A 13,396-nucleotide genomic window follows, 5' to 3' on the forward strand; every position below is an offset into this window, starting at 1 on the left:
CACCGATAACGGAACGGGCTTCGTTCCGATGGGGAAGAGTGTTTGCGATTCCAATTCCTTTTGTTATTCCTGCGTGCGTGAGTATGACAGTGTAAGAGCTGAATTCTTCGTCTTTTCTGTAAGCGCAGCGTTTCGTCAACCGTAAACTAAGTGTTCTGTCATCTATGGCGAAGCTGTGCATTTGCGAGGATGATGGGTAATAAGCATGAAGGGCAGAGCACTAGGACAAAACAAAAAACGCTGCATTTATGGCAGCGTTTTGTGATCGCAATCTTAGATTATTAGCAGTGTAGAATCTGGGCGCTACTACGTGGCTCTAGAATCTAGAAGGAGAGAAGCGACGCTCTACTTTTATCTAGCAGGGCGAAGCCCCCTCTAGCAGCGCAGCGTCCTAGACTCTAGAACCTAGTGACGCTCTACTTTATCTCTTAATTGCTTCGTGCTCGCCAGTGACGGCAATTTCATCTTCTAACGCTTCAGCTTCAGAGTGATGTTTAGTTTCTGCACCGTGCATCCAATCAACCAGTTTATCCGCCATAAAGTACAGAATAACGCCAGACAGTGCGGCAGTAATCGCAATACCTGAGAAAATCGCCATCGCATTAGCCAGCTGTTCCTCTACCTCGCCACCATGGCCGATAAATGAACCAACAACGCCACCGATCTTGTTAGCGGCGGCAACGAATAGGAACCAAGCGCCCATCATTAACGATGCAATACGCAGCGGTGCGAGTTTGGTCACCATAGATAAACCAATAGGTGATAAACACAGCTCGCCCATAGTATGGAAGAAATAAGCGCCAACTAACCACCACATGCTTGATTTAGCTGATGCATCGCCGCCCATTTCGACAACGGCACCAATCATAAATAAGAAGCCAACAGCCAGTAAGACTAAACCTAAGGCAAACTTCACGGGGGAGTTTGGTTCATTCTTACCTAAGCGAACCCAAATAGACGCGACAACTGGGGCAAAAATCACGATAAACATTGCGTTTAAAGATTGGAACCAAGTGGTAGGCACTTCCCAGTCACCAATCATTCGATCGGTAAAATTGTTGGTGAATAGGTTCATCAGGCCGCCAGCTTGTTCAAAGCCTGCCCAGAAAATGATAGTGAATAAACCCATTACCATAATGACCTTGATACGGTCACGTTCCACTTTTGTCAGAGGTTCTTTACGAACTTCGCCTTTTTCAGCCGCCTTTTCGCGCTCCAGTCTTGCAGCTGGAACTCGGCCGATATTGCCAAGTAATTTCTGGGCAAATACAAGCTGGATAATGAGTGACAGGATCATACCAATACCAGCACAGATAAAGCCGGCCTGGAAATTGCCATCATAGGCAGCAACTACTGAACCGACGATAATGCCAGAAAGGAAAGCACCAACGTTAATACCCATATAGAAAATGGTGAATGCACCGTCACGGCGATGGTCGCCTTCTTCGTAAAGATCGCCAACCATGGTAGAAATATTTGGCTTAAACAAGCCGTTACCAAGGATTAAAATACCTAGGCCAACATAAAATACTTCAGTGGACATGCCCGCAACCCACGTATGGGGTGTGCCTAAAATAAATTGTCCTGCGGCCATTAAGGTACCGCCAATCATAATGGCACGGCGCTGGCCCAAAAAGGTATCAGCCAACCAACCACCTAACAGCGGCGTAAGATACACAAGACCAGTAAATGTACCATATAAAGAAATAGCATCGGCCTCAGACCATCCAAGGCCATGGCCGCCTTCACTTTGTACTTTATCGACTAAATACAGCACCAAAATGGCGCGCATTGCATAATAACTAAAACGTTCCCATAGCTCTGTTGTAAATAGCAGGAACAATCCTTTGGGATGCCCAAGCATTGTCCCTTGTGGTTTTGCTACGTTCATGAAGTTTCCACCTTAAGCTCGTGATTGCCTGTGGGCCCCTGAAACAGGATGATGTCGCCACAGAAAAATGGTTGTTGCTTATCCCATATTCGCCCTGAGTAACAAGGTTTATCCTAAACGAGAAAATCAGGATAAAATTGTTGTATTACTGCAGGTTACGTATGAGTTATTGTTACGTTTTTATAATAAAAGTAATATTTTAGGCGTTAATTTGAATATTTTCGCTAAAATCCCACCTTATATACCCCTTAAAAGTAGCTAAAGTCAATTTTGGCTTGCCAACTGGCGACATTATCAGCGATTAGTTGCGAGTACCGATTAGTGCTGATTTTGCTAATATATCTGGCAGTTGCTTGCATACCGTTCAGCAAAGCCGAAGAAGCAAAAAACTGCTTCCATCCATCTTAACAACTTTGCTATGATTGCGACCCGTGAATGGACGTCACCTAACATAGGGTAGTGAGAGCAGTAGATGAAGGCATGGTACCTTTTGTATTGTAAACCTCGTAGTGAAGCGAGGGCACAACAGAACTTAGCACTTCAAAATTTAGAAACCTATTTACCCATGGTCTCTGAAGAGAAATCTCAACGTGGTCAGAAACGGATCTGTCGCGTACCACTATTCCCAAATTATCTGTTCATCAATTTTGACCCAAGCCAGACAAGCGTCAAGCAGGTCCATTCTACCCGTGGTGTGAATCGTATCGTCAATTGCCAAGAAAAAATGACCCCCATTGACGACCGCATTATTCACGCCATTCGCATGAAAGAATTAACGCCCTCCCAAACTGTTTTAGCCGATGAACCAGAGCTAAAAACGGGGGAAAAAATTCGTTTTAAAGATGGCCCATTTGTTGATTTAGAAGGTATTTTTCAAGAAAAATGCCCAAATAAACGTTGCCATGTTTTATTCAATATCATGGGACAGGTCAATACCTTAACTGTTCCAGAGCAATCTGTTGAACGAATTTAAGTTTATGTTGTAGTTCAAGCGTTTTAGTAAGAATAATGCTTAGTAGCTTGTAAGACATTGACTATAGCAGTATAAAAAGTGTTTGTTTTTTGAAAATCAATCATTAGATTAAGTTTTTGATTTTCAATGAATTATATGTTTTATTTTTGATAAATATTTTTTGTTACTTTTATTTGGTTGGAATTTGAACTATGTGGCTTGTGTTAGCGCACAAATCAATCAGCCGATGTAAGTCGTTTACAGTAGAATCCCGCAAATTGATTTTTTGCGGCTAAAATCTCTTTGTGCAACTAAAGTTTTACTGTGATGCAGCAGTAAGGGATGTAAGCAAGGGATTTAAGATAGGTTGCCAATATTAGCCAATACGATAGTGTTGCCATAGCCACTTGGCGTTTAAATGGTCACTTAAAGCTGATAAAAGCTGAAGGTGTGCGGTATGAAATATGGTCAGCTTTAGCGCAGACCTACCGCCGTAAGCAAGTTTAGAAACACAATGTAGATACACAAGATAAATAGGATACTAGGACTCTTAACAAATTAAGGTACTAGATTTAATTTTTTATATCACATTGAATAATATGGATTTTCGCGTTGCGAAGGGCAATTTAGAGGCCGCAATCTATGGGCGGTAGCGTGTCTGAAAGGTAAAAGACAGAAAAGTTTCTGTCTTTTAGCGGACGCCGAAGGGCGTCTCGCCCGCCACGCGGATCGGTAGCGTGTCTGAAACCTAAGAAAGGACGCCTTCGGCCTGCTAGAACGCCACTGCGTGGCTCTAGGACACTGCAAAAAGCGCAGCTGCTAGAATCTAGGGCGAAGCCGCTTTTCTCCTTCTTGTCCTAAATTTCTTTGCTATTCCCGGCAACGACTGCATGGTCAATTTTGTTCCATATAAAATATGACATTTCCACCCTCCATCGTGGTCAGATGCAGGAGGTTGAACTCTTTGATTAGAAAGAGTGCAGGAGCAGTTATCGACGCGGGAATCCATAGTAATGTCTTTTGCTGGTTTAAAGCGTAGTGACTTAAAGCCCAAGAGTTGGATCCCCGCGTTCGCGAGCGCGAGGATGACGGCTTAAAAGCGAGGATGACAACGTTAAAGTGAAAGCGCTCAACTTTTTTGGTAAGCGCAGCATTCTGTCATCTAGAACATTACTGCGCAACTGCGATTATGCTTCGCTGCTAGAACCTAGAACCTAGAACCTAGAACCTAGAACCTAGAACCTAGAACCTAGAACCTAGAACCTAGAACCTAGAACCTAGAACCTAGAACCTAGAACCTAGAACCTAGAACCTAGAACCTAGAACCTAGAAGTCGCGTAGTGACGCTCTGCTTTCAACAATTTTACATTTTCAATCCAATCGGAGATATCTGGTGTTACAACAAGTCAAAAAATACATCAAAGCGGTTCCAAGAGCCGTAATATTAGTTGGCATGAGTGCCACTATATTGATGGGCGCTCAGGCGCAAGCCGTTACGCCCTCTCCGCAGATGATCGAGCAATTTAAGCAGTTACCTAAGGCTGAGCAACAGCGGTTAGCAAGGCAATATGGGATTGACCCTAGTATTATTTCGGGTAGCCAAACTCAGCAACAAGTTGTTAATCCTGAAGTGGTTACATCCCGTGATGTCACGCCGATAAATGCATCGACAGAACAAAAAGAAAAAGCAGAGCTTGATTTTTCTGCTGATTCATCAAATTCAAAATTACGTCGCTTTGGCTACGAAATGTTTGCTGGCGAACCGAGCACTTTTGCACCCGTGTCGGATGTCCCCGTGCCTGGAGAATACTTAGTTGGCCCAGGTGATAACATCAAAGTTCAGCTCTACGGTAAAGAAAACAAAGAATACGATTTAGTGATCAATCGTGAAGGTGTGATCCAATTTCCTGAGCTAGGCCCGATCCCAGTGATGGGGTTGAGTTTCTCAGAACTTAGAGACACGCTTTCGCAACGCATCCAACAACAGATGATCGGTATTGAGTCCAATATCACCATGGGTGAATTACGCTCAATCCGCATTTTTGTTGCTGGTGATGCCTATAAACCCGGCTCTTATACTGTTTCTAGTTTATCGACCATTACCCAAGCTCTATTTGTGGCCGGTGGTGTCAATGAAATTGGCTCACTGCGAAATGTGCAGTTAAAACGCAACGGTAACTTAGTTGGTACGCTCGATCTCTATGACTTATTGCTAAAAGGCGATGCATCGGGTGACCTACGCCTACACTCTGGCGACGTTGTCTTTATCCCCTCTATTGGTGGTTTGGTCAGCGTATCGGGTGAGGTAAGACGCCCAGCTATCTACGAATTGAAGAAAAATGAAACCATGGCGGATGTCATCGCTATGGCAGCAGGATTAAATCCAGGCGCCTACCCAAAAAGCAGTTCAGTCGAGCGTTATAATAGTAAGTCATTAAAAACTATCGTGAATGTGGATCTCACCTCTGAACAGGGCAAAATGACGCCCGCTAAGGCTGGTGATGTTATTCGCGTAAAAAGTGCATCAGAGCAGTATGAAAGTGCAGTTACCGTTGTTGGTGCCGTTGTTCGCCCAGGTAAATATCAGTGGGTTGGAGGCCAAAAGATCAGTGATATTTTGCCTTCATTATGGGGTGATTTAGCCATATCCGCTGACTTGGACTACGGTCTGTTAGTGCGAGAAGTAAATCAATACGGCGATATTGAGGTCTATCAATTCGCACCAGGTAAGGCGATTGGCACTAAGGATAGTAAACAAAACTTAGCCTTAAACCCGCGTGACAAAATTATCATTTTTAATTACTCAGATGATGAGCAAAACCGTTACGAACTAAATAAATTGGTACAGCAGCGAGTGGCTAAAGTCACTTCGCTCAATAGCGAAAGTCTATCGGGTTCTGACTTATTCAATACTGGCTTTGTCCAGCTTGAAAATGTCAAACTTAGCAAACGCGCTCAAATTGCCGGTGTCGTGGTGAATGACGCTCCTAAAAATGAGCAAGCCACAGTTGTTAAAGGGGTGGTCAGCAAAATGCTGGCAAATCTCTTTGAAGATAACGAGCTAATTAAATTAAGCGACCAGATGCGTCGCCAAGAGTTGCTCTATCCTGTGATGGTTAAACTCAATAACCAAGGCCGCGCAGGCAAAGGCACCCAAATTGTGGCCATCGATGGTCAAGTGAAATTACCCGGTGCTTATCCTTTGTCTGTCGGTGGGAGAGTATCCGATTTAGTTACCGCTGCAGGGGGCTTAAAAGAAGGCGCTTATACTGTTAGGGCGGAATTAACCTCAACAGTGACAGATAATGAGGGCTCAAAAGTTGAGCACCGTAATCTTGATCTGGAGTTAGCACTGCAAGGGGATGAAACGGCTAATGCGCGTTTAGTGGGTAGAGATATACTCACAGTGATGACAACGCCAGATTGGCAAGAAAGTAAAGTCGTTGAAATCCGTGGTGAAGTGAAATTCCCTGGTCGCTATAGTATTCGTCGAGGTGAAACACTAAGCGATTTAATTACCCGTGTCGGCGGCTTCACTGACTATGCATCTTTGCCGTCAGCGGTATTTGTGCGTGAGTCTGTGCGTCAGCAGGAACAGATTGAAATTAAAAAGCTTGCCGATCAACTGCGTCGTGATATTGCCACCCGTGGTATATCCAAAGATGGCACTGTGGTGAATTACTCCGATGCCCAGTTAATGTTGGCAGATCTAGAAAATATCAAAGCCGTTGGGCGTTTAGTGGTCGATTTACCCGCAATATCACTCGGAATTAAACAGGCCGATCTCCAGCTTGAAGATGCTGATATTTTATATGTGCCTTCCACTAAGCAAACCATCGCGGTAATGGGCGAAGTGCAACATCCGGCCACGCACAGATATAAGGAAGGCTTGACACTCGATCAGTATCTAGCCATGTCGGGTGGAGCAAGGGAGCGAGCTGATGCAGATCGTACCTATGTGATCCAAGCTAATGGTTCAGTGTCAATGCTGAGTAATTCGAGCTGGTTTAGCAGTGGAGATCAATTGCAACCGGGTGATACAGTGATTGTTCCGTTAGATACCGAATACACAGATAATCTAACCCTTTGGTCGCAAGTCACTGGCATTATCTATAATACCGCAGTCGCAATCTCAGCCATCGCGGGCCTATAAAACGAAGAATCTAAGGCGTTTTCGCAACTGCTAGGACGCTCGCAAGCTCACTCTAAAATCTAGACTTTAGAATGAGCGAACGACTGCATGGTCAATTTTGTTCCATACAAAATATGACATTTCCACCCTCCATGGTGGTCAGATGCAGAAGGTAGAATGCTTTAATTAGCAAGAGTGCAGGAGCAGTTATCGAGCGACGCTCTTTTCTTAGCTTTTAGCTTTACCTTTATAGAAGCGTTCTAGCCGCGAAGCATCCTAGAAGCAAAGCGCTCTCAGCACTCAATCAAATCAAAAGATAAAGTAATGAATAACCAAAACATGCCACAAGAGTTTAAGGATATAAGATTCTCTCAAACTACAAGCGAAGATGAGATTGATTTGAGAGAGCTTTTTGCTGTTATCTGGCGCGGTAAATGGAGCATTTTGGCAATTACGCTCCTATTTACAGTTGGTGCAGTGGTATTTGCCATCAAACAGCCCAATATCTACAAATCTGAGGCCCTGCTAGCACCAGCATCCGAGGAACAAGGTGGTGGCTTGAGTGCTTTGGCATCTCAATTTGGTGGTTTAGCTAGCCTTGCGGGAGTTAATCTTGGTGGCAAAGGCGGCACAGATAAAACCGAATTGGCAATTGAGGTATTAAAGTCGCGCCAGTTTACTAGCGAGTTTATTCAAAAGCACACTATCCTTGCTGATTTAATGGCGGCAGAGAAATGGGACAGGGATGCAGATAAAATTATCTATGATCCTGAGCTTTACAACGAGCAAACCAATACCTGGATGCGTGAAGTTAAAGCGCCATTTAAACCTGAGCCGTCGATGCAAGAGGCCTATAAAGTCTTTAGTAAAATGATCGTTGTTAATAAAGCGAAAGATACTGGTATGGTAACCTTATCGGTAGAGCATTTATCCCCAACAGTCGCGCAGCAATGGGTTACCTGGTTAATTCAAGATATTAATAAAGTGATGAAGGATCGCGATGTTGCTGAAGCGCACCGCAGTACTGAGTTTTTAAATAAACAAATAGCTCTAACTAATGTTGCCGATATTAAAACAGTACTTTACAAACTGATTGAAGAACAAGCTAAAACTATTATGTTTGCCGAAGTTCGCGATGAATACGTATTTAAAACCATCGATCCCGCATTAGCGCCTGAAGAAAAGGCTAAACCCAAACGTGCATTAATTTGTGTATTAGGTACTATGCTTGGCGGCATGCTCGGCGTGATGATAGTTTTAGTAAGACATTTTATGAGAAAAGAGCAAAACTAGAATCTAGGTCCTAGAACCTTCTGCAATCCGTTATCCTCGCGAACGCGAGGATCCAGTTCTCAGGAATTTGGTTCTAGGGTTGGCCTATTGGGACAGTTTGAAGAAAAGCAGTAAAACCTTGATTTTACAAGGGATAGCGAAGATGTAGCTGTCTCAAAATAGATAAAAAGTGTCTCAGTTTGGTTTGGAAGTCTGAGATGAAAATGTGTAATACTTCAATTTCTTTTTTAGAAATTGTTCTAAATTAGGTCTTAAGTAATGACGAAAAAGAAAGTGCTTACAGTTTTTGGTACACGACCAGAAGCGATTAAAATGGCGCCATTGGTACACGCATTAGCCTCGGATGATCGCTTTGAAGCTAAGGTCTGCGTAACTGCTCAGCATCGTGAAATGTTAGATCAAGTGTTATCGTTATTTGAAATCACTCCTGATTATGATTTGAATCTAATGAAAGCTGGTCAAACGCTTAACGATATTACCTCGCGTATTCTGCTTGAGTTAAAACCGGTTCTGCAAGAATTTAAACCTGATGTTGTCCTAGTTCATGGTGATACCGCCACAACTTTTGCTTCAAGTCTCGCCGCCTATTACGAACAAATAGCAGTCGGCCATGTTGAAGCTGGTTTACGTACGGGTAATATTTATTCTCCTTGGCCAGAAGAAGCAAATAGAAAATTAACGGGCGCTTTAGCAACATATCATTTTGCCCCGACAAAAACTTCTAAAGATAACTTGTTAAAAGAAAACTATGCTGAAGCAAATGTAGTCGTTACAGGTAATACTGTAATAGACGCATTATTAATGGTTAAAGCTAAAATTGAGCAAGATAATGATCTTAAGGATAGTCTTGCAGCACAGTTTCCTTTTTTGGAAGAGAATAAAAAACTTATTTTAGTAACTGGTCATCGCCGTGAAAGCTTTGGCGGCGGTTTTGAGCGAATTTGTGAAGCCTTAGCAATTACAGCAAAAGCAAATCCTAATGTACAAATTCTTTATCCAATGCACTTAAACCCTAATGTGCGTGAACCGGTTAACCGCATTTTAGGTTGTATCGAAAACATTATTTTGATTGAGCCACAGGAATATTTACCCTTTATTTATTTAATGATGCGAAGCTTTATTATTTTAACTGATTCTGGTGGCATCCAAGAAGAAGCACCGTCACTGGGTAAGCCTGTGTTGGTGATGCGAGACACCACAGAACGACCTGAGGCTGTTGAGGCTGGAACAGTAAAGTTAGTTGGGACAGATGTTGCTATTATTGTGGATAGTATTAATATATTGTTAACTGATGAAGAGTCTTACAAAAAAATGAGTTTTGCTCATAACCCATATGGAGATGGGTTGGCTTGTAATAATATTATGAATGCATTGAGAAAATAAATTTTGAATTTGGTTAAAACTTCAATACTTAGTTTTATTGCTACGGCGATAAAAATGCTTGTAAATTTGATTATAAATAAGTTTGTAGCTTTATTTATTGGGCCTACAGGTTTGGCAGTGATTGGTCAATTTCAAAATGCAACGTTATTAGCTAATAGTTTTTCTAGTGCAGGAATTAACAATGGTGTGATTAAGTATACTTCAGAATATGGAGAAGATTTAGATAGCAAAAAAAAATTGTGGGGCACATCTTTAAGATTAACTTTAATTTGTTCTTCTGTTACAAGTGTTTTTTTGTTATTTTTTTCTGAGAATATATCATCATACTTATTCTCTTCTCTTGATTATAGCTATGTCTTTATCGTTTTTGGATTGACTTTAGTGTTTTTTTCAGTAAATCAATTGTTATTATCTATAATTAATGGTTTGAAAGAAATAAGCTTATTCATCCAAATAAATATAATGCAAAGTTTAAGTAGTCTGCTGTTTACTGGGACACTTATTTTGTTTTTTGGTATAGATGGTGCGTTGATTTCTTTAGTAACTAACCAAGCTATAGTCTTTGTAATTATTTTGTTTAAGTTGAAAGGTCACAAAGAAATTATAATAAGTAATTTTTCAGAAAGATTTAATCGTAATGTTTCAAAAAAATTATTGAGCTATTCTTTTATGGCCTTAGTTTCTGCTCTTTGTTATCCAATATCATCGACCATTATTAGAAATTATATTGGAAGCCATTTATCCTGGGATTACGCTGGTTATTGGCAAGCTATGGTATATATATCTTCGATGTACTTGATGGTAATAACAACTATGCTCTCAACGTATTTTTTACCGAGAATCTCAGAGTTAAAGGATAAGGATGACATTAAATTAGAGCTTTTGAGAGGGGGGCGGTTAATTTTGCCGCTAGTTTTATTTTTGGCGGTGACTATTTTCTATTCAAAGCATCTGATCGTTAATATTCTATTCTCTGCTGAATTTGAGCCAATGTTAGAATTATTTAAATGGCAATTGGTAGGTGATGTGGTTAAAATATTTACTTGGCTTTTAGTTTATGTATTGTTAGCAAAAGCTATGACTAAGTTATTTGTTTTGTCAGAAGTTATTTTTTCAGTTACATCTGTACTGTTTTCTATGTTTTTTATAACACATTCCGGGTTTGTTGGACTAAGCTACGCTTTTGCTCTTAACTATTTTTTATCATTTATTTTTATGTTACTTATTGTTTTAAGGTACTTGTTTTGGGAAAAATAATTCTTGTTACTGGCGGTGCCGGTTTTATTGGTTCAGCAGTTGTTCGACATATTATCAGAAATACTGAAGATAGTGTAATTAACCTTGATAAACTGACTTATGCAGGTAATTTAGAATCTCTGGTAAGCGTAGAGGCAAGTGAGCGATATATTTTCGAACAAGTGGATATTTGCGATCGTGCTGAGTTAGATAGAGTCTTTTCACAACACCAACCCCATGTGGTAATGCATTTGGCGGCCGAGTCCCATGTTGACCGTTCAATTGCTGGCCCGGCTGATTTTATTCAAACCAATATTGTTGGCACGTACATGTTACTTGAAGCAGCCCGCAATTATTGGATGCAACTTGATGCTGAAGGTAAAGCGGCATTTCGTTTCCATCATATTTCAACTGATGAAGTGTATGGTGATTTGCCACATCCAGATGAAATTAGTGTTGGATGCTCAATGGAGAATGATGAGTTAAACAACTCTGAACACTCAACATTGCCGTTGTTTACCGAGGTAACGCCTTATGCGCCTAGCAGCCCTTATTCTGCCTCTAAAGCATCAAGCGATCATTTAGTACGTGCATGGCTACGTACTTACGGTTTACCTACGATTGTGACCAACTGTTCCAATAATTATGGTCCATACCACTTTCCAGAAAAGTTGATCCCATTGGTCATTCTGAATGCACTCGAAGGCAAGCCATTACCAATTTATGGTAAAGGCGAACAGATCCGCGATTGGCTATATGTCGAAGACCATGCTCGCGCACTATACAAAGTGGTTACTGAGGGCAAAATTGGCGAAACCTACAATATTGGTGGTCATAACGAAAAACAGAATATTGAAGTTGTCAAAACCATCTGTTCAATTTTGGATGAACTCGCGCCAATGCACGAGCGTGGTTACCCACTTAACACTCAGCATTCATCATTAATCACTGAAGTTGCCGATAGACCAGGCCATGATCGCCGTTATGCCATCGACGCAAGCAAAATGAGTACAGAGCTTGATTGGCAGCCACAAGAGACGTTCGAGACTGGTCTACGTAAAACAGTCGAGTGGTATTTAGCTAACCAAGATTGGTGTAAGCATGTACAGGATGGGACTTATCAGCGTGAGCGCTTAGGCGCACTTTAGTGGTGAGTTGTGAATGTATCACTAAGCATTAATCACTCAGCATTTAATATTGCTTACTAATTAGGCGCGAAAAATGAGTGAAAATAATATTCTCGACAAAGCTTTTCAGTCCGCCATTTGCATTTTTAAATTACAGCAGTATTTAGTAAACACGTATAGGGAATATGTGCTTTCTAAGCAATTGTTGCGAAGTGGTACATCAATTGGCGCTAATATCAATGAAGCTCAAGCTGCACAAAGCCACGCCGATTTTATTGCAAAAATGGCTATTGCTAGTAAATAGTCAAGGGAAACTTACTATTGGTTGCGTCTTCTATGTGCAGTGGACTCTCTAAACTCACAAGATGAACACACTAAAGTTCTATTAGCTCAGAGTGAAGAACTAATTCAAATTCTTACAATCATTGTGAAAATTGCACAGCAGAATCAAAAGAAGTAAAAAATGGAATTAAACACTCAAAACTCAACACTTAAAACTCACAATACCAAAGGTATTATCCTCGCTGGTGGCTCTGGTACGCGTTTGTATCCCATTACTAAAGGCGTATCTAAGCAATTATTACCAGTCTACGATAAGCCAATGATTTACTACCCCATTTCAGTGCTTATGTTGGCGGGGATCCGTGATATTTTGATTATTACAACACCCGAAGATCAATCTTCGTTTCAACGTCTTCTTGGAGATGGTTGTGATTTTGGTATCAATTTGCAATATGCAGTTCAAGCAACGCCTGATGGCCTAGCGCAAGCATTTATTATTGGTGAAGACTTTATCGGTAATGACAATGTGTGTTTAGCGCTTGGGGATAACATCTTTTGGGGCCAAGGTTTTTCATCGATACTCAAAAAAGCGACCGGAAGGTTAGCAGGTGCATCAGTATTTGGATATCAAGTCAACGACCCTGAACGTTTCGGAGTGGTTGAATTCGATCAAGACCAAAGAGTTATTTCGATTGAAGAAAAACCCCTAAAACCGAAATCTAATTTTGCTGTTACAGGCCTTTATTTTTACGATAATAGGGTTGTAAAAATAGCTCAAAATGTCAAACCTTCTGCTCGTGGGGAATTAGAAATTACCAGCATTAATCAAGCTTACCTCGAAATGGGTGAATTAGATGTAGAGTTACTTGGGCGTGGTTTTGCTTGGTTAGATACCGGTACTTATGGAAGTCTATTAGAAGCCGCTTCATTTGTTGAAACGATTGAAAAAAGACAAGGTTATAAAATTGCCTGCTTAGAAGAAATAGCATGGCGCAATAATTGGTTGACGGATAAACAAATATTCGCAACAGCTACTCAGATGGCAAAAAATAGTTATGGCCAATATTTGTTTGATTTATTAGGTAAACAAAAGGGATAGC

General features: G+C 41.2%; 9 protein-coding genes. 8 read left to right on the forward strand and 1 reads right to left on the reverse strand.

Translation table 11 applies throughout. The features are described from left to right. Positions 1-421: 421 nt before the first annotated feature. On the reverse strand, positions 422-1,891 hold the full coding sequence (locus MJO46_RS18845) for a peptide MFS transporter (protein ID WP_253990642.1): 1,470 nt from the start codon (positions 1,889-1,891) through the stop codon (positions 422-424). A gap of 472 nt (positions 1,892-2,363) precedes the next feature. On the opposite strand from MJO46_RS18845, the gene rfaH reads away from it, so the two are divergent. The 8 genes from rfaH (at position 2,364) to rfbA (ending at position 13,395) form a co-directional block, all read left to right on the forward strand. Beyond that, positions 2,364-2,864: a transcription/translation regulatory transformer protein RfaH gene (gene rfaH / locus MJO46_RS18850; protein ID WP_253990643.1), complete on the forward strand. Its 501-nt coding sequence runs from the start codon at positions 2,364-2,366 to the stop codon at positions 2,862-2,864. Positions 2,865-4,236: 1,372 nt separating this feature from the next. After that, positions 4,237-6,996: an SLBB domain-containing protein gene (locus MJO46_RS18855; RefSeq protein ID WP_253990644.1), complete on the forward strand. Its 2,760-nt coding sequence runs from the start codon at positions 4,237-4,239 to the stop codon at positions 6,994-6,996. 303 nt (positions 6,997-7,299) lie between these two features. Then, positions 7,300-8,268, forward strand: coding sequence for a Wzz/FepE/Etk N-terminal domain-containing protein (locus tag MJO46_RS18860; RefSeq protein WP_253990645.1), 969 nt, complete (start codon positions 7,300-7,302; stop codon positions 8,266-8,268). A 258-nt stretch (positions 8,269-8,526) separates the two neighbouring features. Further along, positions 8,527-9,651, forward strand: coding sequence for a non-hydrolyzing UDP-N-acetylglucosamine 2-epimerase (gene wecB, locus MJO46_RS18865; RefSeq protein ID WP_253990646.1), 1,125 nt, complete (start codon positions 8,527-8,529; stop codon positions 9,649-9,651). A 9-nt stretch (positions 9,652-9,660) separates the two neighbouring features. Further along, positions 9,661-10,908 (forward strand): O-antigen translocase, encoded by a 1,248-nt coding sequence (locus tag MJO46_RS18870; protein WP_301542047.1) that lies wholly within the window; start codon positions 9,661-9,663, stop codon positions 10,906-10,908. After that, a complete protein-coding gene (locus MJO46_RS18875) occupies positions 10,905-12,035 on the forward strand; it encodes a dTDP-glucose 4,6-dehydratase (protein ID WP_253990754.1) in 1,131 nt (376 codons plus the stop codon). The genes MJO46_RS18870 and MJO46_RS18875 overlap by 4 nt, the downstream gene beginning before the upstream one ends. A gap of 73 nt (positions 12,036-12,108) precedes the next feature. Further along, on the forward strand, positions 12,109-12,318 hold the full coding sequence (locus MJO46_RS18880; RefSeq protein ID WP_253990648.1) for a four helix bundle protein: 210 nt from the start codon (positions 12,109-12,111) through the stop codon (positions 12,316-12,318). A 159-nt stretch (positions 12,319-12,477) separates the two neighbouring features. After that, positions 12,478-13,395, forward strand: coding sequence for a glucose-1-phosphate thymidylyltransferase RfbA (gene rfbA / locus MJO46_RS18885; RefSeq protein WP_253990649.1), 918 nt, complete (start codon positions 12,478-12,480; stop codon positions 13,393-13,395). Position 13,396 lies beyond the last annotated feature (1 nt).

It is taken from the genome of Shewanella sp. KJ2020, assembly GCF_024197625.1.
GTDB lineage: Bacteria > Pseudomonadota > Gammaproteobacteria > Enterobacterales > Shewanellaceae > Shewanella.